Source organism: Mesorhizobium sp. M0185, from assembly GCF_040322175.1.
Classification (GTDB): Bacteria; Pseudomonadota; Alphaproteobacteria; order Rhizobiales; family Rhizobiaceae; genus Mesorhizobium.
Genome location: NZ_JAMYSY010000023.1, coordinates 40,511 through 63,523, shown reverse-complemented (window position 1 = coordinate 63,523; position 23,013 = coordinate 40,511). Strand labels below are relative to the sequence as shown.

Sequence of the window (23,013 nt, the reverse complement as noted above, 5' to 3'; positions counted from 1 at the left end):
TAAAACTCTGGCGCCGAGGCTCAGCTGGCCGTGCGCAGGCGCCGCGATCGGACAAAGGTCTTAAGTCCCTCGGAGTCGAACGCGTGGCCGAAGGCATAACCCTGCAATATGTCGCAGCCTAGGCCCTTGAGTAGCCGTGCATGCTGCATCGTCTCAACGCCTTCCGCCACGACCTCGATACCCAGCGACTTGCCGATTTCAATGATCGACGAGACAACCTGCCTTCTCTGCGGAGATTTGACGATTGGGGTGACCAGCTGCCGATCAATCTTCAGCCGGCGCGGCTGCAACTTCAGCAAACTGACCATCGAAGCGTAGCCGGTACCAAAATCGTCTATTTCGACGTCAATCCCCAGCTCTTTTATCTGCTCGATATTCCAGGTGACAAGGTCGTCGTTCTCGTCCAGGAAAATCGACTCAACAAGCTCGAACGAAACTGTTCCTTTCTTGATATTTTGTTCTCGCAGGCTCTTGATGAGCTCCTCGTCTTGAAGGCGCCTGGCCGAGACATTGACCGACACCCGCGGAATGTGAAGTTTTGCAGCGGACCACTCTTCGAAATCCGAAAGCGATTGTTTCAATATGGCTTGGTCGATGATCGAGACGACGTTCAGTTCTTCTGCAATCCTCAGGAAGATGTCGGGCGCCAAAATACCCTTTATTGGATGTTTCCACCTCGCCAGCGCCTCAACCCCAACGATTTCGAGCGTCTTTGCGTCAAATTGGGGCTGGTAGAAGGGGATGAACTCGTTGCGCTCGAGGCCGCCGAGAATTTCGTCGGCAATCCGCTTAGTATCGACGATTTCGCTTTGCATCGCGTCGGTGAAGAATTCGTATCGATTGCGGCCCCGCCCCTTTGCTCGGTAAAGCGCGATATCGGCGTTCACCAGCAGGTGTTTGGCTTCGACATCTTTTGCGTTATCGACAGCGATTCCCACGCTGACACCAAAACGGCATCGATGACCCTGATAGTAGACGGGTTCGCGCATCTGGCTGATGATGCGGTCGGCGAGCAGCGCCAGTTGCTTGGTATCGTCGCGCACCACGCACAGAACGATGAATTCGTCTCCCCCGATACGGGCGACGAATCCCTCGTCGCCGACCTTCGACCTGAGCACGGTTGACGCGTGAACCAACATCGCGTCACCGGCGGCGTGGCCCAGCGTATCGTTGATGTGCTTGAACCGATCCAGATCTATGTGAAGCAGTGCCGCGTGCCCGCCTGAGCGCCTGGCGTTTGCCGCGTAATGTTCCAGTACCTGGTCGAGGTAACGCCGGTTGGGCAAGCCGGTCAGCGAATCATGAAGCGCGATGTGCTCTATGCGCGCTTTGGCCGACTCGAGTTCTGCATTTTTCGACTCGGACAGCTGTTTTGCACGAACCAGATCCTTGTTCAGCAGGACGTCCGCAGTCACGTCCCATTCCGCGCCGATCATTTTTGGGGTGTCGTTTGCGACCCGGTAAAGGATCGCCTTGGACCGGACATGACGGATCTCGCCATCCTGACGCACAATTCGGTACTCCGACAAATATGGTCGTCCGCTGGCCACCGCCCTGTCGAAGTCCGCGTTGGCGCCAGCCAAATCATCTGGGTGGATTGCTCCCGCCCAGTCTGGGTAGCCCCGGTGCTCGCCGGTTGGTTTGCCATATATTTCGTTGACGCGATCATCCCACGTAAGCTCGTTGGTCGCGAGATCGTGTTCCCAAACCCCAATAGCCGAAGCTTCCAGAGCGAGTTCCAAGCGTCGTGACAATCGACGCAATTCCGCATAATTGCGCTGTCTTTCGCCAATCAGGCGGCCTGTGACCAGGAAAGGGAACACAACCAAGGCTCCGGCCGTCGCCATGATCGCGCGCAACAACCATGCGTTGCTTGGCGTCGAAGGCCAGCCGTTTTTGGGAATGGCCGCGAGCTGCCACGAGCCGGAAGGAAGCAAAACGTCAGCCGTCACCGGATCGCTTTTGCTGATCTCCTCATTGCCGTAGAATTGACCACCTCGGTGACCGAGGGCGTCCCTGCCGATCAGCGCTACGTCGATCCCGAGATCGTCGTCAAGCAGGCCGCTCGCTTTGTAAAGGCGCTGCACGTCGACAACGGCGGAAATGATACCCCAGAACCTTTCCGTATTGCCAGCGCTCGGCACGAAGACCGGAAAGCGGCCGATGAAGCCTTGTCCTCCCTGTTTCAGGTCGACGGGACCGGCAAGCACCAGCTTGCGTTCGTCTCGCGCCCTTAGCGCAGCCGCACGCTGCCGCTCGTTCTTGCGGTAGTCCAGACCCATCGCCTGCTCGTTACCCTCCATCGGATACATCAGGGAAACGACCAGATCGGGCGCGCCGGCAATATCGTTCAATTGCGAGTCGGCGCCAAATAGATTGCTCGCGAGCGAGGCGAAGCGTTGCTGTCCCATATAGGGCTCGGTCACGACCGCGGCGACCAGTCCACGCACGAGCTGGAGGTTTCCATTGATATTGCCTTCGAGCTTGGCGCGGATGAGATTGACCTTGGTCAGCACGTCCGCACGGACGGCCTGGTCCGAGACGATTTTGTTCTGGTGCTCCGCGAACGCTGCGCTGACAAGGATGACGACAAACGCGATCGCCGCCGGAATATTTGCCGACGAAAAGACGGCCTCCTTGATGCCGTTGAACCTAGCGCGGAAAAAAGCCAATAGGCGATTCCTCAAGTGCCATTTTCAGGTTCTCGGGGTCGACCCGATGAGGAACATTAGCTTTCAATGTTTAATTTGACCTTCATACTCCTGAGAAATTTCATTTTCCGACGGCTGACGCCGGCTGCGATACCGACAGCGATGCTGAAGGCGGGCTGCACGATGCGGACCAATATGAAACGCCAGCTAGATCAGCCTTGCTCGGAAGATCGAGGCGCACGAGCGCCATTGCACATTTCGACGCTCCGACCCGAGTACTCTGGAGCGTTGACCTTGGACTAGTGCCCCTCAATCGCCTTGGGAGACACAAGGTATGGTATCTTGCCGACGCTGCGCTTCGTCGCGCCAATGGAATAGGCCATCGGTATCTTGGGAGAGTTCTCGGGTAGGCCGTACATATCCTTGCCGGCGCGCACGGCAAATGAAAAGTGCTGCCACGAAACCGTATCATGCTCATTGAGAAAATCGAGCGTCAGACCAGCTGAAATCAGCGCATTCACCACGTCACTGATCGGGTGGATCCATTCATAATAGCGAGGATGCTTCAAGATGCGATCATCGCCGGTGTAGGTCAGTTCCTCGTTCCAGGCGAGCGGCCGAGCTATCGGCGTTCGCCAGTCGTGCTTCAATTCCAGGGCCGCGGCCTTTCGATCGCACTGAAACATCAATGGATGGCCCTCGGCCATGTAGAGGCGGCCGCCGGGTCGCAGAAGATCGGCAACCACCCGCGCCCAACGGAACACGTCGTCCAGCCAGTTTACCGAGCCCCAAGTAACGTAAGCGATGTCAAAGGTCCGGCCGAGCGCTTCCACCGCCTCGAACAGTGGCGCTTCCACGAAGCGCACGTCGGTGCCTGCCTTCGCAGCAAAATCCCGCGCCGCCACGATCGCCGTCGGAGAAAAGTCGAGCCCGGTCACGCTGCCTGCGCCGAGATTCTTCAGGCTGATCGTGTCAAGACCGATGTGACACTGCAGGTGGACGATATCCTTGCCGGCGATATCGCCGAGCTCGCGTGTTTCCAGCTCATAGAGATTGGATCCGCCGGCCAGCACATTCTCGATGTGGTAGCTGCCCGTTGTGTCGGTCGAGTGCAGTTCGGCCCGATCATCCCAATTAAGGCGGTTCGCGCCCAGAAAGCGTTCCAAATTCCCCCCACCCCTGACTGACGCATGGTAAACAAGTCGTTAAAGCACCTTTGCAGCGAAAGTAGCGCGCGTCAATCCGGACCGGGCGGCAGTGCGCCGCCGCTCGCGAAAGCATCAGCCCCGGGAAGGCTTGCTGCTGATCAAAGGCTTCTGGCGCGATCGCCGCGCCCGGCGACAAGACCCCGCAGGCGCTCCCGGACTCCGCCGTCGTGGTCTGTATGTGGATTAGTCGGTTCCTCAGCCCGGCACAGTCACCATCGCGATATTTCTGGAGAGCTCGTTTGTGGGGGCAACTGCGTCTGCCGTGCCGCTCGTGAGTGCTCGGTAGAGTGCCACATAATCGCTGCACATGCGCTCGACCGTGAACCGCTTCTCGAACGTCTGCCGCACTCGTGCGCGATCGAGGCTGTCTATGCGCCGGAGCGCGCCCACGGCTTCCTCCACCGTATCCACGATCCATCCGGACACACCGTCATCGATGATCTCCGGGACGGCGCCACGCCGGAACGCAACCACCGGCGTACCGCAGGCCATTGCTTCGATCGTTACGAGCCCGAAGGGTTCCGGCCAGTCGATCGGAAACAAAAGCGCTATCGCATTGCCCAGAAAATCCGCCTTTTGCCGCTCATCGATCTCGCCAATGAACTCCACGTTCGAATGCCGCAGCACTTGCGGCTCGACCCTTTCCTTCCAGAACGACTGGTCCACCTTGTCGATCTTGGCGGCGATCTTCAGGGGAAACCCGGCCCGCGCTGCTATTTCTATGGCCGCTTCCGGCCCCTTTTCCGGCGAGATGCGACCGAGAAACGCAAGATAGCCAGAGGTGTTCGGGTGGAATGGCAGAAGATCGCGGGGCAGGCCGTGATGCACGGTTCCAACCCAATTGACGGGCGGCATGGGCCGGCGCTGGTCGAAGGAGATCGAGACCAGGGGAACGTCGTCGAACATCGCATAAAGCTGCGCCAGATCGGGCAGGTCGAGCCTGCCGTGAAGCGTGGTAACCGTTCGTCTGGCAAAATCCCGAATTATGGGGAAGTGCAGGACATCGACGTGGAAATGTAAAACGTCGAATTCATCGGCTCGCCGGCGCACCCGTTCAAGCATCATAACATGGTGCGGACCACCGTCCTGGACCCTGGGGTTCAGGCGCAGCGCGACGTCGCAACACCGCACCAGCTCGGCTGAGGTACGAGAATCGGCGCTGGCGAACAGCGTCACCTCGTGGCCCTGTCGGACAAGTTCTTCGGTCAGATACGAAACAATTCGCTCCGTTCCACCGTAGGTTCGGGGCGGCACGGATTCGGTTAGCGGTGCGATCTGGGCTATTTTCATTTAGAAATCTTTTCGGCGGCGACCGCCGTCTTTCAAACAAGCTTCGGCGGCAACCAAGACAAGCGAGAGCTTCCAGTTGCGAAGTATTCTATGCAGAGCATATTTATAGTTGTGCCGTCCGTGCTCCTCCCGTGCAATCAGGTTGCCCTTATTCAACTCCTCTGCATCCAAGAACTGCGATCCATGAGAAATGTTTCACCGGCTCGATAAAAAGACAGAATGAGCTACGCGCCGCCGCCCCGCCGCCCCCTGACAGGCAGCTTTGGATCGCTCGATCACCACCAAGTGATCCAGGCGTGCCGGTGCCGAATGGAACATAAAGCCCGGAATTCAGTTAGATAGCCGGATTTGGCTGGAGTACCGCCAGATGCGGAATTCCAGCCGGGCAGGGCACTACCGTGACACGGAGTGAGCGGCTTCGGGCGCATCTCGCCGAACTCAGGCACCACCTTGCCGAACTCGGGAGCCATAAACGCTCCCTATGGAGGATGCCATGAACCAGTGGACAAACGCCAGGCTCTGTGACGTAGCCAACCTGATCCTTGGGGCAATTCTGTTCTTCTCCCCCTGGATCTTCACCTTTGCGGCAGGCCCGCAGACGCAGAACGCCCTCGGCAGCGGAATCTTGATTGTCGTGCTTTCGGTTGCCGCCCTCGCAGCATTTGCCGTGTGGGAAGAGTGGGTGAACCTGGTCGTCGGACTGTGGGTTCTCGCATCGCCCTGGGTGCTTGGATTCCAGGCGACCACGGCGATGACCGTGCATGTCGTGATCGGCATTCTGGTCGCCGTGCTGGCGGCGATCGAGCTCTGGATGATGTATCAGAACCCGCCGACCCAGTCCGCCGCCTAACAGGCGCAGCCAGCCAGCGCCCTTTTTTGGGCCTGACGGATCTATCGGTCGTCTGCCGGTCTCTCGGCAACAGCCGCCGGAGGCCGGGCAGGCGGCGTTTGTTTGGACGAGAATAGGAAGGATGGCGCATTATGGTCGGTCACAATCCGCGTTCGACGGCCAGGATTGCGGGACATCCTATTCATCCGATGCTCGTGCCATTTCCGATCGCCTGCTTCGCCGGCACCCTGCTGACGGATCTAGCCTATTGGCGAACAGCGGAGATGATGTGGGCTGACTTCTCCGCTTGGCTGGTTACCGTCGGCGTGATCATGGGCTGCCTAGCAGCGATCGCGGGGCTGATCGATTTCCTGGCCAATCCGCTGATAAGGGCACAGCCCCCCGCCTGGCCGCACGTGCTCGGCAATCTTCTGGCGCTGGCGTTATCCATCATCAACATGCTCGTGCACTCCCGCGATGCATGGACCTCCATCGTTCCTACCGGCTTGATCCTCTCGGCGGTTGTCGTGCTCATCCTCATCTTCACTGGTTGGCTGGGCTGGTCCATGGTGTACCGGCATCACGTCGGAGTGGCGGATTGATGCGCATAGCAAGCTCCATCGGTCAGACCAGGCGCATCGCGGTGTCCGTCCTCGTTTGCACTGCGGCGATCACTCTTGCAGCGTGCAGCGGCAACGACCCGGATCCCAGCAGTCAGATAGGGCCGAATCCAAACCTGCCGGAGCCGATCCAATATTTCTTCCCGCCCATGCACCTCGCTTCCGTGGTCGGATGGAAGAACGACGAAAAGCCGACCGTCGCGCAGGGGCTGCAGATCCAGGCTTATGCCCACGGCTTGCAGCATCCGCGGTCGCTTTACGTGCTGCCCAATGGCGACGTCCTGGTGGTCGAGTCCAAGGCGCCGGGTGGCGAACCGATCAAACGGCCCAAGGATTTGGTGATGGGCTGGATCGAATCCTGGGTTACCTCGGGCGGCGACAGCGGCCCAAGCAACCGCATTACGCTGCTGCGCGACACCGATGGCGATGGCAAGCCGGAGCTGACCAGCGTATTCCTCGACCACCTGAGCTCCCCCTTTGGCGTGGCGCTGGTGGGAAGCGATCTCTACGTCGCCAATACCGAATCCATCGTCCGCTATCCCTACAACACCGGTGACACAAAGATCACCGCGCCCGGGACGCCGCTAACCGCCCTGCCCGGCGGCCCGATCGACCACCATTGGACGAAGAGCCTGGTGGCAAGCCCCGACGGCTCGCTGCTCTATGTCGGCATCGGCTCGAACAGCAACGTCGCCGAAAACGGCATCGAGGCGGAGAAGAACTGCGCCGCCATCTGGCAGGTAGACAGGGCCACCGGCCGGTCGCGCATTTTCGCCAGCGGTTTGCGCAATCCAAACGGCCTGAGCTGGGAGCCGCAGACCGGGGCGCTCTGGGCAGTGATCAATGAGCGCGACGAGCTCGGCCCCAATCTCGTGCCGGATTATCTGACCTCGGTAAAGGATGGCGGCTTCTACGGATGGCCATACAGCTATTACGGCCAGCATCTCGATCCCCGCGTCATGCCCCAACGTCCGGACCTGGTCGCAAAAGCGATCGTTCCGGATTATGCACTGAGTTCCCACGTCGCCCCTCTGGGACTGGCCTTCTATACGGCAACCAGCCTTCCCGAGGCATATCGCGGCGGCGCCTTCGTTGGCGAGCATGGCAGCTGGAACCGCACGCGTTTTAATGGTTACAAGGTAGTGTTCGTACCATTCAGCGGCGGCCGTCCGAGCGGCGTCGCTACCGACGTGGTGACTGACTTCCTGGACAAGGACAACAAGGCGCGCGGCCGGCCTGTCGGCCTGGCTGTCGATAAAACCGGGGCCCTGCTCATCGCCGACGACGTCGGCAACACAGTTTGGCGGGTGACATCTGCCGGCCAATAAAGTGGCTCCACTCTCTTCGTCGAGCGTCGAGCAGGTGAACGGACACTGCTCGAAGCAATCGTGCTGACGTTCTTCGTCATGCTGCTGTTCCTGCAGAACCTGCGCGCGACGATCCCCGACGATCGCCGTTCCGGTGACTCTGCCGGGCACATTCGGCGTGCCCGCCCTTGCCGGTTACTCGACGCTGACGATGTTTGCCACGCGCTGCCGCTGATCATCGCCGAACCGAAGGACCGCCAGCGCCGAAATGGTATTTTTGCCCTTCCCACAGCCGGCTCTAGAATTTTCATCGCAAATCAAGTTATGATGCACTTGGTATTTCCCGGGGACGGCTTGCGCCGCTTGGAATACCGGGAGGAACCGGGACATGGCCGTTGCGCTTGTACTCGTTCTGATAGTCGTGGGCTCGGTGTTGTTCCACTTCCTGAGCCCATGGTGGTGGACGCCGATTGCCTCGAACTGGGACTATATCGACAACACCATCATCATAACTTTCTGGATCACCGGTGTCGTCTTCGCCGCCGTGGTTCTTTTCATGGCCTATTGCGTCTTCCGCTTCCGTCATCGGGAAGGCAATCAGGCGGCATATGAACCTGAGAACAGGCGGCTCGAATCCTGGCTGACGGTCGTCACCGCGGTTGGCGTCACCGCTTTGCTCGTTCCAGGCCTGTTCGTCTGGAGCCGGTTCGTTAACGTTCCAAGTGACGCAACCGAGGTCGAAGTCGTCGGCCAGCAGTGGCAATGGAGTTTCCGCCTCCCCGGCAAGGACGGCAAGCTCGGCACATCCGACACTCGCGACGTCAACGCTGAAAATCCACTCGGCGTCATCGCCACCGATGCCAACGGCCAGGACGATGTCGTAGTGGAAGCGGCCGACCTGCACCTCCCGGTAGGCAAACCGGTCAAGATGCTGCTCCGCTCGATCGATGTGCTGCACGATTTCTACGTGCCGGAATTCCGCGCCAAGATGGACATGATCCCGGGCTCGGTCACCTATTTCTGGTTCACTCCGACCAAGACCGGAACCTTCCAGGTCCTGTGTGCCGAACTCTGCGGCCAGGGACATCCGATGATGCATGGCGTGGTCATGGTCGATACTCAGGAAGACTATCTGGCGTGGCTTGGCCAGCAGCAGACTTTTGCGCAGCTGTCCGCCCCCCAGCAGATGGGCTCGGCAGAGTAGGAAACCGGAACGACGGCGCGCCGTCGGGATTGAAATTAGTGTGGCAAGCCCGAACTGTCGGGCTGGCCGAAAAGGGCACGGAGGTGTTCCTATGGTCGATATCACACCTGCAGATGCGGTACCGCCGGCCGAAGTCGCGGAAATGGAACTCTACCATCCGCACAGCTGGTGGACGAAATACGTTTTCTCGCAGGACGCCAAGGTCATCGCCATCCAGTATTCGGCGACGGCGACAGCGATCGGCATGGTCGCGCTGGTGCTATCCTGGCTGATGCGGCTGCAACTCGGCTTCCCCGGCACATTCGACTTCATCACCCCGGAAGCCTACTACCAGTTCATCACCATGCACGGCATGATCATGGTGATCTACCTGCTCACGGCACTCTTCCTGGGCGGCTTCGGCAACTATCTGATCCCGTTGATGGTTGGTGCTCGCGACATGGTCTTTCCCTATGTCAACATGCTGAGCTACTGGATCTATCTGCTTGCCGTGCTGGTCCTGGTGTCGAGCTTCTTTGCGCCCGGCGGACCGACGGGTGCCGGCTGGACGCTCTATCCGCCGCAGGCGATCATGACCGGTACGCCAGGCGGCCAGGACTGGGGCATCATCCTGATGCTTGTCTCGCTGATCCTATTCATCGTCGGCTTTACCATGGGCGGCTTGAACTATGTCGTGACGGTGCTGCAGGGGCGCACGCGCGGCATGACGCTGATGCGCCTTCCGCTTACTGTCTGGGGTATTTTCACCGCCACCATCATGGCGCTGCTCGCCTTCCCGGCGCTGTTCGTCGCCTGCGTGATGATGCTGCTCGACCGGGCGCTCGGCACCAGCTTCTTCATGCCGGCGATCGTCGAGATGGGCGAACAGTTGCAGCACGGCGGCGGCAGCCCGATCCTGTTCCAGCATCTGTTCTGGTTCTTCGGCCATCCGGAGGTCTACATCGTGGCGCTTCCGGCCTTCGGCATCGTATCCGACCTGATCAGCACCCATGCGCGCAAGAACATCTTCGGCTACCGCATGATGGTCTGGGCCATCGTCGGCATCGGCGCGCTGAGCTTCGTGGTCTGGGCGCACCACATGTATGTCAGTGGCATGCATCCCTATTTCGGCTTTTTCTTCGCCACAACGACATTGATCATCGCCGTCCCAACAGCCATCAAGGTCTACAATTGGGTGCTGACGCTGTGGCGCGGCGACATCCACCTCACGATTCCGATGCTTTTTGCCCTGGCCTTCATCGTCACCTTCGTCAATGGCGGGTTGACCGGCTTGTTCCTCGGCAATGTCGTCGTCGACGTTCCGCTGTCGGACACGATGTTCGTCGTCGCCCATTTCCACATGGTCATGGGGGTTGCCCCGATCATCGTAATCTTCGGCGCGATCTATCACTGGTATCCGAAGGTCACCGGCCGGATGCTGAACGAGACACTGGGCCGGTTCCATTTCTGGGTCACCTTCCTCGGCGCCTATCTGATCTTCTTTCCCATGCACTATCTCGGCTTGATGGGCGTGCCGCGGCGGTACAACGAATTGACCGACATGACGATCATGACGGAATCGGCTCACCACCTGAACTCGTTTATCAGCATCATGGCTTTTATAGTCGGTTTTGCTCAGATTGTGTTTCTGTTCAATCTCATCTGGAGCATCCGCCATGGCCGTGAGGCTGGCGGCAATCCGTGGCGGGCAACGACGCTCGAGTGGCAGACGCCCGAAACACCGCCCGCCCACGGCAATTTCGGCAAGGATCTGCCGATCGTCTATCGCTGGGCCTATGACTACAGCGTACCGGGAGCCAAGGAGGACTTCATACCGCAAAACGTTCCGGGCTCCTTCGCGCCCTCCAGGGAGCCGGCATGAGCGTAATCCTGGTCTTCCTGCTCGTGATCGCCGGTATTGCCGGGTGGTGGCTTTCCCATCAGCGGCTAATGACGAAACCGTGGCTCGAGCAAGGTATGATCGGGGATTTTGTCGCTCTGGACCGATCGGCGCTGCCGACCGCAAAGATCGGTCTCGGCGTCTTCCTTGCCGTCGTCGGCTGCCTGTTCGCGCTGTTCACCAGTGCTTACTTCATGCGCATGGCGCTGTCGGATTGGCGGCCGCTGCCCATCCCGCCCCTGCTCTGGCTTAACACCGGCGTACTGGTCTTGAGCAGCATTGCGATACAGTGCGCTTCGTTCGCGGCGCGCAAGGGTCAAGTGGACATGGTCAGGCTTGGCCTCGCCACCGCTGGACTCACGGCGCTCGTCTTCCTGATTGGACAGCTTGTGGCATGGCGGGAACTGAGTGCGGACGGCTATTTTCTGGCATCCAATCCGGCCAACAGCTTCTTCTACCTGCTAACGGGAATGCATGGCCTGCATATACTGGGAGGACTGGTCGGGCTGGGCAGAACGAGCGTCGGCGCCTGGAACGGAGCGCAGCCGCAGCGGCTTCGCCTCAGTGTCGAGCTGTGCGCCATGTACTGGCATTTCCTGTTTTTCGTCTGGCTCGCCATCTTTGCGCTTCTGGCCGGCTGGGCTTCGACTTTAATCGACATTTGCCGAGGGTTGCTGACCTAGGAGGAACGGGCGGATGGCAGAGACGACACTGGCCCACATCGGCCGAACAGAGCCGCGGCCCGCAGGCTGGCAAGGCATCGCCGCCGACTGGTCCTCGGATCAGCGGGCGTTCAAAAACGTGTCCTGGGGCAAGGCCATGATGTGGATCTTCCTGCTCAGCGACACGTTCATCTTCGGCTGCTTCCTGCTCTCCTACATGACCGCGCGTATCTCAACACGCGTGCCGTGGCCCAATCCGAGCGAGGTCTTCGCCCTGCGCATCGGCGGCTCCGACATTCCACTGATCCTTATCGCCATCATGACCTTCGTGCTGATCTCGAGCAGCGGAACGATGGCCATGGCGGTCAATTTCGGCTACCGCCGCGACCGCCGCAAGACGGCAGTGCTGATGCTCTTGACCGCAGCACTCGGCGCGACATTCGTCGGCATGCAGGCCTTCGAATGGACCAAGCTGATCACCGAGGGCGTGCGGCCTTGGGGCAATCCCTGGGGCGCTGCCCAGTTCGGCGCATCCTTTTTCATGATTACCGGCTTCCACGGCACGCACGTGACGATCGGGGTGATCTTCCTGATCATCGTGGCGCGAAAGGTCTGGCGCGGAGACTACGACGTCGGACGGCCCGGCTTCTTCACCAGCCGGAGGGGCCGCTACGAGAACGTCGAAATCATGGGGCTTTACTGGCATTTCGTCGACCTGGTCTGGGTGTTCATTTTCGCATTTTTCTATCTTTGGTGAGAGGCAGGACATGGCTGAAGCAACCGCAAACGGCCTGGGACAGCATGCGCTGGACAGCGCCCATACCCATGATGCGACGACGACCGGGTTTACCCCGGCGGAGGTTCATCAAGAGCACCCGATCAAGCTCTATCTGGTGGTCTGGGCGTGGTTGTTCATCCTCAGCACCTGCTCCTATCTGGTCGACTATTTCGGTCTCCACGGCTATCTCAGATGGTCGCTGATCCTGATCTTCATGATCCTCAAGGCAGGGCTGATCGTCGCCATCTTCATGCACATGGCCTGGGAACGGCTGGCGCTGGCATATGCAATTATCCTGCCGCCGGTGCTGGTGCTGGTGTTCGTGACGATGATGGTCTTCGAAGCGGACTACACGCTTCTCACCCGAATGGCGTTTTTCGGGGCCGGGCCCTGACATGCAATCCGGATCCAGGCCGTCCGGTCCTGGAGCCTTCGCCTTGAAACAATCCACGGCTGGTCCATTTCTGTTGGTATCGGAAACGACAGGCGATGCCGGCGTTTCCACATGCGTCGCGAACACCAGCAAGGGGCGCCCAAGATGACCATCGCAAACAGACTGAAGGACTTCATCGATAGGAAAGGAATTTCCTACGACACCGTCGAGCATCACCGCACGGCGACAAGCAGACAATCTGCCATTGCGGCACATGTGCCTGGCAGCATAATGGCCAAATCGGTGGTCGTTCACCACGACCGTGGCTACGCGCTCGCCGTGGTTCCAAGCACGCACAGGATAGAACTCGCGACATTGCAGGATGTCATGGACAAGCCTCTTGGACTTGCCTCCGAAGACGAGGTGGTCTCGTTGTTCGGCGATTGCGATGTCGGCGCTGTGCCGCCGATCGGCGCTGCCTATGATGTGCCAGTGGTCCTCGATGAAAGCCTCGGCGACGCTCCCGAAGTCTATTTCGAGGGCGGTGACCATAGGACGCTGGTGCATGTGAGCGGCAAGGATTTCCGCGACCTGACAAAGGACGCGCGCCAGGCCCGTTTCAGCCACCCGGCCTATTGAAAGCTCTGCCCCACCCTGCCCGCACCGGCACTTTCACCGGTGCGCGCAGGGCAGGTTTTTTCAGCTCACGGTCTGGTGGCCGGCGTTGATTCCACAACTTTCCGATAGACATGCCAGGTCGCATGACCAAGGATCGGCAGCACGACTGCCAACCCGGCGAACACTGGCAGCGAGCCGACGATCAGGGCGACGGCGACGATAAGGCCCCACACGGCCATCACGATCGGGTTGGCCAGGACAACGCGCACCGAGGTGTGGATGGCTTCGTAGGCGCCGACATCGCGGTCGAGCAACAACGGGAATGCGACGACAGTGGTGCACAACACAACCGCGGCGAACACGAAGCCGATGGCGTGACCCAGGATGATGAGCGTCCAGCCGCGTCCCGTGGCGAATATTTCACTGATGAAGCTGGACAGCGATTGCGGCGGCGCCGGGCCGAACAGGGTCTGGTAGAATATCTGGGCCGTCAAAAGCCAGGCGATAAAGATCGCAAGCAGCATGACGCCGACCGCTGCAATAGCCGGCAGTGCCGGAGAACTCCTGACCTCAAAGGCGTGCCTCCACGAGGCGTCGAGCCCGGCTTCCCGTCGCCGGCTGATCTCATAGAGGCCGATCGCCGCGAACGGACCAATCAGTGCAAAGCCGGATACAAGCGGAAACAGCAATGGCAGCGTGTTGTTACCTGATGTCCAGACAGCAAGCACGACTCCCGCAATCGGATAGATCAGGCAGAGAAAAACGATGTGCGACGGTTTGACCATGAAATCATCGACGCCACGCCTGAGCGCATCAAAAAGATCGGAGACACCGATTTTTCGAATTCTGGTGTGTTCCAGCGTCTCGCTGGCGCCTGCTATCACGTGAAAGCTTGCCATGACCATTCCTCCAGACCAGGTCCGGTAAGGTCGCGTTTTACGGTGCTGCCGTTCTGCATGATTGGCCCACGCAAACCGCGACCTGCACCATGATCAATATACTCTCATGCGGGGGACTTGTCGCGCTTTGTAGGAAGGCCCGGGAGCAGGAGGTCCCGGGTAGCCTGACTAGCTACGGACGCCGTTCTTCGATATGCTCTTCTAGTCGAAGGTGAAGGTCATGGACGGAAGGACAGTTCTCATACTCGGCCTTGGCGTCGTTATTCTGCTGTTGCTGGGATTTTGTGCTCTGCCAACGTGATGTTTTGAGCCGGGGTCAATAGTCGGCTGAAGCGATCACTCGCATTACAATGGTGTCGGCAAGCAACGCCGCAAATATTGCGAAAAGATAGACAATCGAATACGCAAACAGCGCCTTTGCCGGCTTCATCTCCTTGTCGGCGACGAGAACCTTCCAGGCCTGCCAAATGAAACCTGCACCCAACGCGGCTGAAGCAGTGCCGTAGTATCCGCTCGCGAAGCCGAAGCCCCAAGGGAGCACGCCGATTGGCGCCAAGAGCAGCGAATAGGCGAAGATTTGTTTTCTGGTCGAGTGCTGGCCGGCCACATTCGGCATCATCGGGACCCCCGCCGCGGCATAGTCACCGACCTTGAAAAGGGCCAGCGCCCAGAAATGAGGCGGCGTCCAGAGGAAAATGATCAGAAACAGGATGAGACTTTCAATGCCGATTGCGCCGGTTGCAGCAGCCCACCCGATCACCGGAGGAAGGGCGCCTGCCGCGCCACCTATGACGATATTCTGTGGCGTCGAGCGCTTCAGCCACATCGTGTAGATGACGACATAGAAAAAGATGGTGAACGCCAACAACGATGCGGCGAGCCACCCCACCAGTACGCCGAGCGTCATGACCGACAGTGCGGAAAGCACCAGACCGAAGCTGAGAGCTTCGCCAGGCGTGACGCGACCGGACGGAATTGGTCGCTTGGACGTGCGAGACATCAAGACGTCTATGTCTGCGTCGTACCACATATTGAGCGCGCCGGCGGCTCCCGCTCCAACCGCGATTGCGCCGATGGCAATTACGGCAATAACTGGATTCATCACGCCGGGCGCCATCATCAGGCCGACGAAGGCAGTAAACACGGCAAGCGCCATGACGCGTGGTTTCAAAAGCGCAAAGAAATCACCCGCCGTCGCCTCCGAGAGGCGGATGCCGGTATCCTTGAGACGGCTTTCTTCAGTCGACATTCAGACGACCACCGATGGGAATGGCAGCCTAGCCGGCCAATGTCTTTTTTGCAACGAGCCGCCCTCCCCACCGACACTGCCGGCAGATTGCGGCCGAGGCTATGCCTCGACCTGCTTGCTATACCAAGATCCGGCGGAAGAGCCGGTCTATTTGGAGAATTGCTTCAGATAAGCAATGACATTGGCGACGTCCTCGTCCTTCTTGAGGCCGGGGAATGCCATCTTCGTTCCTTTGACCATCGCCTTGGGATCGTGAAGGTAGGTCGTCAGCGTGGCTTCGTCCCATTTAACGCCGGATTTTCCGGCCTCGGTCATAGCCTTGGAATAGCTGAACCCTGGATGCGTCCCGGCCGTTCGGCCGATAACGCCGTTCAAGGACGGACCCACCTTGTTCTGGTCCTTGTCTGCGACGTGGCAGACCTTGCATTTGGCGAAGACCTTCTCACCCGCCGCGGCATCCTGTGCCCGCGAGGGGCCGGCAATGACGGTGGCGACGGACATGATGATAAAAAACACAATGGCACGCATGGCATTTCCTCCCTGATCGCCAATTTGCCCTGGCTGACCTGCACAGGCCGACATTTAGTCCGCTGGCATGCGCTCTTGAATGGCAGAACGGATATCCACTGCCTGGGGTTGCGGCACCTACATACCACAGAACCCGGCCGGCAGGTAGAGTTCGGCCATGCAAAGGTTTACTGCGGACAATCTGCTCAAGGCAATTTGGTGTTGCAGCTGGCGGCGATCCGGCCGATCGCCTCTTCAACTCCGGTGAGGTCAAACTCGGCTTTGCCGCGCCCCGACAGCAGCCCGAACCGCCAGGAAAGCAGCAGCCGGTCCGCGGAAATCAGTCGCCTGATGCCGTCGGCACCGTCGCGGACCAGCATTCTGCTGCGCGGGCCGACCGACCAGCTTTCGTTGAACTTGCCGGATTGGCCGACAGTCACCGACATGGCGATGGTTCGGCTGGCGGAAACGGTGTCGCTCAGCTGCAGCCATTCGCTCCAACGCGGTTCGCCGGCGGTCCGGCACGCGATCGTCAAAACCGGGCTGTAGCTCAATGCGCCGCCGCCGGTGATGAGCTTGTTGGTCGCGTAAAGCGAGGCGGTGACAAGGCCATCGCTGCTCTTGTCGAACCGCCAGTTGTCGAGAACCGTATCAGCCTGGGCAATGCCGCAGACCGACGCAAGCAGGAACGCCGCCGCCACGCTTCCGATACCGAAGAACTGTCTCAACGATGCCTCCAACAACCGCTGCGGTCAGCAACCCAGCGCAGATAATCATCAAAGCTTCATATCGCTACCTCGACCGCCAGATGCGTGAAAACCGTTGCGTCTGCGCCACAACGAAAAAGGCCGCCTCGAGAAGGCGGCCTTTCGGAATTCAGCAGGGACGTTATTCAGCGTCCTTGGCGGCCTTCTTCTTCGGCGCGGCCTTTTTCTTCGGCTCTTCAGCGTCGTCGTCGGCCTTCTTGGTGTCCGCTTTTTTCGCAGCCGCCTTCTTCGCCGGCTTGGCCTTGGTTGTCTCCGTATCCTCGTCGTCGGCCAGCAGCTCTTCCTTGCTGACCTTGACATCGGTGACCGAAATCTGGCCGAGCAGATGGTCGACCACCTTCTCTTCGAACATCGGCGCGCGCAACGTGTTCAGCGCTTCGGGATTGTTGCGATAGAATTCGAAGGCTTCCTGCTGCTGGTTGGCCGGATAGCGACGCACCTGCTCGAACAGGCCGCGCTGCAATTCCTCGTCCGTCACCGTGACGCCGGCCTTCTCGCCGATTTCGGCGAGAACCAGGCCGAGACGCACGCGGCGCTCGGCAAGCCGCATGTATTCTGCACGCGCTTCTTCTTCAGTCGTCTCTTCGTCGGCAAAGGTGCGCCCGGCAGCTTCGAGGTCGCGGTTGACCTGGTTCCAGATGTTGTTGAACTCGGCCTCGACGAGCTTGGACGGCGCCTCGAACGAGTAAGCAGCGTCGAGCTGGTCGAGCAACTGCCGCTTGACTTTCTGGCGCGTTATCGAGCCGAACTGGTTCTCGATCTGACCGCGCACCACCTCGCGCAGGCGCTCCAGCGATTCAAGGCCGAGATTTTTGGCCATCTCGTCGTTGATCTCAAGCGCGCCGGGCTTCGACACTTCCTTGATCGTCACGTCAAAAGTGGCTTCCTTGCCGGCCAGATGCGCCGCCTGGTAGTTTTCCGGGAAGGTAACCGTGACCTGCTTCTCGTCGCCGGCCTTGCTGCCGACCAGCTGGTCCTCGAAGCCGGGGATGAATTCCTTCGAGCCGAGCACCAGCGGCTGATCGGTGCCGGCGCCGCCGCCGAAGGCTTCGCCGTCGATCTTGCCGACATAATCGATGGTCACACGGTCGCCCTCGGCGGCCTTGCCGGTCTTCGGCTCGTAAGTGCGGGCGGATTCAGCGACACGCTTGACCTGCTCGTCGATCTCTTCATCCGGCACGTCGAACACGTGGCGCGTCACCTTGATGTCGGAGAAATCCTTGATCTCGATCGGCGGAATGACCTCATAGTTCAGGCGGAACTCGAAATCGGCACCGCCTGCCAGGATCTTCTCGGCTTCCTTCTCGTCCTCGGTCATGATCACTTCAGGCTGCATGGCAGCCTTTTCGCCGCGCCCGGTGATGATCGAACGGGTCGAATCATTGAGAATCTCGTTGACCACTTCGGCCATGAATGATTTGCCGTAGACCTTGCGCAGATGCTGCACCGGCACCTTGCCGGGGCGGAAGCCATTGATGCGGACCTTGTTCCTGGCATCGGAGAGCCGCGCCATCAGCTTGGCTTCCATGTCACCGGCCGGGACGGTGATCTTGATCTCGCGCTTGAGACCGGAGTTGAGCGTTTCGGTGACCTGCATCATAAAACCTTTGTTTCCACCAATGAGGCCGTCAAACGGCCCCTGCCGTTTACAGCCTGCCGGTATGATCTTGCCGGGAATGGCTTTTGGTGCGGGACTTGGCGATCTGTCCGCTCAACGCGGCACAAATCCTCCAGAAATACGCTCCAAAATGTGAATAAGTCTTTGTTTTTCCTACTTCTTATCACATTCTGCAGAAGCGGATCGTCGCGTCCCGTCACATTCGACACGCCTTTTGTCACAGGCGCGGCCGATTTTCAACCATCTTTGCATTCCGGCCAATGATGCCGATGTGGGCTCTGACATTGACAGAATGATGGCTACATGGGATTGGCCGGGCAATGCGGATGTGGCGGAATTGGTAGACGCCCTGGATTTAGGTTCCAGTGCCGAAAGGCGTGGGGGTTCGAGTCCCTTCATCCGCACCACCCTTCGCTATTCGAGCTTCGGGTGGCAGGCCACTCGAAGCTCCTCCGAAGCCTTGGCGAAGGAGGATCATTGCCAAGGCCGTAGTGCGATCTAGTAAAGCGGCTCCTCGAACAGTGTCTTGTCGCCATCCACCAGCGCTTTGATCTGCGCGGTGCCGTTGGCCGCAATCGCCACCCGGATGCCGAACGGCCGCACCCGCATGTCGTTCTGGATCGCCATCCCCTCGCCTTCCGGCAGATAGAAGCGCTCGATGCCGTAATCCGGCGCGATCGTCGTTGCTCCCTGGCTGATATTCCAGCCCTCGAAGACATGTCCGACGATATCGGCTTCATCGGATGCTGCGGGCACCGGCGCTTGCCCGAACCAAGCCGCGGTCGGCCCCCAATAGCCATCGGCGCCCTGCTTCAGCCTGACCACGATCGACGTTTCCTCGCTGGAAAGCTTGCCGGCCGGAATGTTGCCGATCAGTTTCACCGGTATGCGCGAAATATCGTAGCCGAGCAGAATGTAGTCACCGCGCAAGAGATCGCGCGGATCGATCGGCTCGACCTTGAGCAGGACCTGCTTGCCATCGCGCAGGATCGCCGCGCGTCCGGCGATGATCCAGCTCAGAAAGCCGATCTGGACGAGCGCCAGGACCAGCGCCGAGATGATCAGTCTTTTGCCGGTCATCATGCCGCCGCTCCTGTCATGTTCGAGGCGTTCATGCGCTTTTCTATGCGGATGATAATGAAAGCAAGAACGGCGAGAAGCACCGCCGCCGCAAGGAAGAAGCCTGCGGTGTCGAGCATTGATTGCAGCATCACCACGTAGATGATGGCGAGTTCGAAGGCGAAGCCCGTATAGGCAACCCAGCGCAGTCCCCGGCTCTCGCGGCCGCCCAGCACGATCGCCGCGACGATGCCGGCCAGCGCAACAGCCGAGGCAATGGCGAAGCCGCTATTGTAGCTGCTTTCATCCGCCAGTTCGAATTGGATCATCGCCAGGCCGGTGAGAAAGCCGATCAGCGCGTGCAAGGGCAACCTGCCGCCGAGTTGCAAAACCCTCTCGACCGGCCCGGCAGCAAAGATCGCAGCGGTAAAAAGCAGCACCGATGCGGCAACGAGCGGGATGGCGACTTGCAGCGTGTCGTATTCCATGGCCAACAGCACGAGGTAGAAAAGCACCGACAGGATGATCAGGTGGCGCGCCGCCTGGCTGCGCGTCCAGAACGAAACGGCGAACAGAATTAGCGCCATGACCACGAAGAGATGCGGAAATTCCGTGCGCCGGAAGTAGTCGAACCCTCTCAGGAACAGCCAGGCATCGGCGATGCCGACGGCAGCGACGGTCAGCGGGTTTGAGCGCAGCGCCACCGCCGCCAGCGCCGTGCCGGCGCCCCAGGTGATCAAGGCCGAGGCCTCGTCGCCCGACAAATGATACATCTGGCCGATCAGCGCGATCGATCCGCCGAACGCTGCCGCCGCGACGATCCACAGTGCTTCGCCGATCGCCGCATGGTCGCGCATCTTCAGCACCGCGCCGCCGACATAGCCGGCAAGGATAACGGCAAAAAGTGCCGCGACCCGCACCAGCCGCGGGATGACTTCCCAGTTGGCGGCGATAAAGATCAGGATAGCTGCGCCGAACAGCAGCGCCGCCATCATCGCCAGGATCGAGCCGAAACTCAGCGATTTGCGTTCGTTTGCCTCGACGTCGCGCGTTAGAGCCTCGGCTGTCGGCGCGTCGATCAGGCCAGCCTGCTGCCATCGCGCGATATCCGACCTGACCCGTGACGAATAGCTCGCCATGCCCCTCCCCCTTTGCTTGGTTCTTTTAGCTCGTCCGGCCAAGCGTTTGACCTAACGGCGTTTTCCGATCTGGGCGGAAAACCGGACGCGCGTTAATGCTGCATTGCACAATTTGCATTGCTGCCATGCACCAATAGCGCTTTTAAATCGATATGACCCCACCTATTTTCACGGTGCACACAACGACGGAATGATCCGAAAGAAAGACGAAACGAGACTACCATGAACCTGATCCGCAACTATCGCAACTGGCGCCGCTATAGGGACACCGTGTCCGAGCTGAACCGCCTGAGCACCCGTGAACTGACCGACCTCGGCATCAGCCGCAGCGACATTCACTACGTCGCCCGCAAGGCGGTCTAATCCTTCGGGCCGCAAATGGTCCGAACCAGTTTTGAAAAGAGAACGACAATGAACCTGATCCGCAACTATCGTAACTGGCGCGTCTACCGCGAGACGGTTACCGAGCTGGGTCGCCTGTCGAATCGCCAGCTCAACGATCTCGGCATCGTCCGCGACGAGATCAAGATGGTCGCTCGCAGGGCGATCTAACCACAAGAATTTCGCCAGGGTCGACCTCCTCCCCGACCCTGACGGATACGGTCAGCCTTCACCTCCTCCCGAGGGTTGACCACAAAAACGGCGCCCGCCGGACCTCCTCCCCCGGCGGGCGCTGTTTCAAAAAGGGTTTCGCACCCTTTCAAATGGCGAAAGGAATTTCGTCAAAGCCGACCTCCTCCCCGGCGATGACGAATACGGTCGATCTTCACCTCCTCCCGAGGATCGACCAACAAAACGACACCCGCCGGACCTCCTCCCCCGGCGGGTGTTGTTGTTTTGGGCAATATTCCGCAGCAGCCCACTTGCGGTGCGATCCCTGGCAATTGCAATCCTTGCGCCAAGCGACTATTTCGGCGCTCATGGACAAGAACCCCATTCACGTTATCGGCGGCGGTCTCGCCGGCTCCGAAGCCGCCTGGCAGGCGGCCGAAGCCGGCGTTCCCGTTGTCCTGCATGAAATGCGCCCCGTCCGCGGTACCGACGCGCATAAGACCGACGGGCTGGCCGAGCTCGTCTGTTCCAACTCCTTCCGCTCCGACGATGCGCAAACCAATGCCGTCGGCCTGCTGCACGCCGAAATGCGGCTGGCTGGTTCACTGATCATGAGCGCCGGCGACGCCCATCAGGTGCCGGCCGGCGGTGCGCTGGCCGTCGACCGCGACGGATTTTCCGAAGCGGTCACCAGAAAGCTCGAAGCCCACCCGCTCATCACCATTCGTCGCGAGGAAGTGCCCGGCCTGCCGTCGGCGGAGTGGGACCAGGCGATCGTTGCCACCGGCCCGCTGACGGCGCCTTCGCTCGCCCAATCGATTGCGGAAGCAACCGGCGCCGACGCGCTCGCCTTTTTCGATGCCATCGCGCCGATCGTCCATTTCGACACGATCGACATGGATATCTGCTGGTTCCAGTCGCGCTACGACAAGGTCGGTCCCGGCGGCACCGGCAAGGATTACATCAACTGCCCGATGGACAAGGAGCAGTACCTTGCCTTCGTGCAGGCGCTGGTCGACGGCCAGAAGACCGAATTCAAGCAATGGGAAGGCACGCCCTATTTCGACGGCTGCCTGCCGATCGAGGTGATGGCCGAGCGCGGCGTCGAGACATTGCGCTACGGGCCGATGAAGCCGATGGGACTGACCAATGCGCATAATCCGTCTGTAAAGGCGTATGCCGTCGTCCAGCTCCGCCAGGACAATGCGCTGGGCACGCTCTACAACATGGTCGGCTTCCAGACCAAGCTGAAGCATGCCGAGCAGGTGCGCATATTCCGCACCATTCCCGGGCTGGAACACGCCGAGTTCGCCCGCCTCGGCGGCCTGCACCGCAACACCTATATCAATTCGCCGACGCTGCTCGATGCGTCGCTGCAGTTGAAATCGCGACCCGGCTTGCGTTTTGCCGGCCAGATCACTGGCTGCGAAGGCTATGTCGAGAGTGCCGCCATCGGCCTGCTTGCCGGGCGCTTTGCCGCCGCCGAAAGGCTTGGCCACGCGCCGTCGCTGCCGCCCTTGACCAGCGCTTTCGGCGCGCTGCTCAACCACATCACTGGTGGCCATATTGTCTCCGACGACGAGCCGGGGAAGCGCTCCTTCCAGCCGATGAATGTCAATTTCGGCCTGTTCCCGCCCGTGGACGCGCCAAAGATCGAGGGCAAGCGGCTGCGTGGCAAGGACAAGACGGTCGCCAAGCGGCACGCGGTGACATCGCGCGCGCTCGCCGACTGCCGCGAATGGCTGGGGCTGCCTTTTCGGGCGGAAGCGGCGGAATAACGATCAGGTTGGCTACGCGGCAGCCT

General features: G+C 60.0%; 22 protein-coding genes, 1 tRNA gene and 1 pseudogene. 14 read left to right on the top strand and 10 right to left on the bottom strand.

What is annotated here, in order from left to right; genetic code table 11:
* Positions 1–20: 20 nt before the first annotated feature.
* The 3 genes from NKJ20_RS19200 to NKJ20_RS19190 form a co-directional block, all read right to left on the bottom strand.
* Positions 21–2,600 (bottom strand): bifunctional diguanylate cyclase/phosphodiesterase, encoded by a 2,580-nt coding sequence (locus NKJ20_RS19200; protein ID WP_352744828.1) that lies wholly within the window; start codon positions 2,598–2,600, stop codon positions 21–23.
* A gap of 350 nt (positions 2,601–2,950) precedes the next feature.
* A complete protein-coding gene (locus tag NKJ20_RS19195) occupies positions 2,951–3,817 on the bottom strand; it encodes a class I SAM-dependent methyltransferase (RefSeq protein WP_023678894.1) in 867 nt (288 codons plus the stop codon).
* 237 nt (positions 3,818–4,054) lie between these two features.
* Positions 4,055–5,149 (bottom strand): glycosyltransferase family 4 protein, encoded by a 1,095-nt coding sequence (locus tag NKJ20_RS19190; RefSeq protein WP_352746065.1) that lies wholly within the window; start codon positions 5,147–5,149, stop codon positions 4,055–4,057.
* Positions 5,150–5,642: 493 nt separating this feature from the next.
* On the opposite strand from NKJ20_RS19190, the gene NKJ20_RS19185 reads away from it, so the two are divergent.
* The 10 genes and pseudogenes from NKJ20_RS19185 (at position 5,643) to NKJ20_RS19140 (ending at position 13,440) form a co-directional block, all read left to right on the top strand.
* Positions 5,643–5,999, top strand: coding sequence for an SPW repeat protein (locus NKJ20_RS19185; protein ID WP_352451366.1), 357 nt, complete (start codon positions 5,643–5,645; stop codon positions 5,997–5,999).
* 131 nt (positions 6,000–6,130) lie between these two features.
* Positions 6,131–6,580, top strand: coding sequence for a DUF2231 domain-containing protein (locus tag NKJ20_RS19180; protein WP_352451367.1), 450 nt, complete (start codon positions 6,131–6,133; stop codon positions 6,578–6,580).
* The gene (locus tag NKJ20_RS19175; RefSeq protein WP_352746063.1) at positions 6,580–7,926 is read left to right on the top strand and encodes a PQQ-dependent sugar dehydrogenase; all 1,347 of its coding nucleotides are present in this window, start codon (positions 6,580–6,582) and stop codon (positions 7,924–7,926) included. The genes NKJ20_RS19180 and NKJ20_RS19175 overlap by 1 nt, the downstream gene beginning before the upstream one ends.
* Before the next feature lie 42 nt (positions 7,927–7,968).
* Positions 7,969–8,125 (top strand): annotated as a pseudogene (locus NKJ20_RS19170) (efflux RND transporter permease subunit); the annotation flags it as partial.
* Between the two features lie 168 nt (positions 8,126–8,293).
* On the top strand, positions 8,294–9,109 hold the full coding sequence (gene coxB, locus NKJ20_RS19165) for a cytochrome c oxidase subunit II (protein ID WP_254818347.1): 816 nt from the start codon (positions 8,294–8,296) through the stop codon (positions 9,107–9,109).
* A 91-nt stretch (positions 9,110–9,200) separates the two neighbouring features.
* Positions 9,201–10,970, top strand: a complete 1,770-nt coding sequence (gene ctaD / locus NKJ20_RS19160; RefSeq protein WP_023678901.1) for a cytochrome c oxidase subunit I — start codon at positions 9,201–9,203, stop codon at positions 10,968–10,970.
* The gene (locus tag NKJ20_RS19155; protein ID WP_352746060.1) at positions 10,967–11,671 is read left to right on the top strand and encodes a cytochrome c oxidase subunit 3; all 705 of its coding nucleotides are present in this window, start codon (positions 10,967–10,969) and stop codon (positions 11,669–11,671) included. The genes ctaD and NKJ20_RS19155 overlap by 4 nt, the downstream gene beginning before the upstream one ends.
* 13 nt (positions 11,672–11,684) lie before the next feature.
* The gene (locus tag NKJ20_RS19150) at positions 11,685–12,407 is read left to right on the top strand and encodes a heme-copper oxidase subunit III family protein (protein ID WP_023678903.1); all 723 of its coding nucleotides are present in this window, start codon (positions 11,685–11,687) and stop codon (positions 12,405–12,407) included.
* A gap of 10 nt (positions 12,408–12,417) precedes the next feature.
* Complete coding sequence (locus NKJ20_RS19145) at positions 12,418–12,822, top strand: cytochrome C oxidase subunit IV family protein (RefSeq protein WP_352451370.1); 405 nt, start codon at positions 12,418–12,420, stop codon at positions 12,820–12,822.
* A gap of 144 nt (positions 12,823–12,966) precedes the next feature.
* Positions 12,967–13,440 carry an aminoacyl-tRNA deacylase gene (locus NKJ20_RS19140; protein WP_023678905.1) on the top strand — a complete coding sequence of 158 codons (474 nt, stop codon included), beginning with the start codon at positions 12,967–12,969 and terminating at the stop codon, positions 13,438–13,440.
* Positions 13,441–13,505: 65 nt separating this feature from the next.
* Here NKJ20_RS19140 and NKJ20_RS19135 read toward each other — a convergent pair whose 3' ends face one another.
* From NKJ20_RS19135 to tig, 5 genes are all read right to left on the bottom strand, one after another.
* A complete protein-coding gene (locus NKJ20_RS19135) occupies positions 13,506–14,318 on the bottom strand; it encodes a DUF2189 domain-containing protein (RefSeq protein ID WP_352746058.1) in 813 nt (270 codons plus the stop codon).
* Positions 14,319–14,634: 316 nt separating this feature from the next.
* Entirely contained in the window at positions 14,635–15,567 is a 933-nt protein-coding gene (locus tag NKJ20_RS19130) for a heme o synthase (protein ID WP_352451372.1), read from the bottom strand.
* 147 nt (positions 15,568–15,714) lie between these two features.
* The gene (locus tag NKJ20_RS19125; protein WP_502894937.1) at positions 15,715–16,068 is read right to left on the bottom strand and encodes a c-type cytochrome; all 354 of its coding nucleotides are present in this window, start codon (positions 16,066–16,068) and stop codon (positions 15,715–15,717) included.
* 212 nt (positions 16,069–16,280) lie between these two features.
* Positions 16,281–16,802: a hypothetical protein gene (locus NKJ20_RS19120; RefSeq protein WP_352746054.1), complete on the bottom strand. Its 522-nt coding sequence runs from the start codon at positions 16,800–16,802 to the stop codon at positions 16,281–16,283.
* A gap of 160 nt (positions 16,803–16,962) precedes the next feature.
* On the bottom strand, positions 16,963–18,438 hold the full coding sequence (tig, locus tag NKJ20_RS19115; RefSeq protein ID WP_352746113.1) for a trigger factor: 1,476 nt from the start codon (positions 18,436–18,438) through the stop codon (positions 16,963–16,965).
* A 343-nt stretch (positions 18,439–18,781) separates the two neighbouring features.
* Between tig and NKJ20_RS19110 the strand changes: the two genes are divergently transcribed.
* Positions 18,782–18,866, top strand: a tRNA-Leu gene (locus NKJ20_RS19110).
* Positions 18,867–18,957: 91 nt separating this feature from the next.
* Here NKJ20_RS19110 and NKJ20_RS19105 read toward each other — a convergent pair.
* Positions 18,958–19,542, bottom strand: coding sequence for a GDYXXLXY domain-containing protein (locus NKJ20_RS19105; protein WP_352744632.1), 585 nt, complete (start codon positions 19,540–19,542; stop codon positions 18,958–18,960).
* Positions 19,539–20,657 (bottom strand): DUF2157 domain-containing protein, encoded by a 1,119-nt coding sequence (locus NKJ20_RS19100; protein ID WP_352744634.1) that lies wholly within the window; start codon positions 20,655–20,657, stop codon positions 19,539–19,541. Before NKJ20_RS19100 ends, NKJ20_RS19105 begins: the two co-directional genes overlap by 4 nt.
* Positions 20,658–20,879: 222 nt before the next feature.
* On the opposite strand from NKJ20_RS19100, the gene NKJ20_RS19095 reads away from it, so the two are divergent.
* From NKJ20_RS19095 to trmFO, 3 genes are all read left to right on the top strand, one after another.
* Positions 20,880–21,020: a DUF1127 domain-containing protein gene (locus NKJ20_RS19095; protein ID WP_023678913.1), complete on the top strand. Its 141-nt coding sequence runs from the start codon at positions 20,880–20,882 to the stop codon at positions 21,018–21,020.
* 48 nt (positions 21,021–21,068) lie between these two features.
* Complete coding sequence (locus NKJ20_RS19090; RefSeq protein WP_023678914.1) at positions 21,069–21,209, top strand: DUF1127 domain-containing protein; 141 nt, start codon at positions 21,069–21,071, stop codon at positions 21,207–21,209.
* Positions 21,210–21,577: 368 nt separating this feature from the next.
* On the top strand, positions 21,578–22,987 hold the full coding sequence (gene trmFO, locus NKJ20_RS19085) for a methylenetetrahydrofolate--tRNA-(uracil(54)-C(5))-methyltransferase (FADH(2)-oxidizing) TrmFO (protein WP_352746050.1): 1,410 nt from the start codon (positions 21,578–21,580) through the stop codon (positions 22,985–22,987).
* The last annotated feature ends 26 nt before the right edge of the window (positions 22,988–23,013 follow it).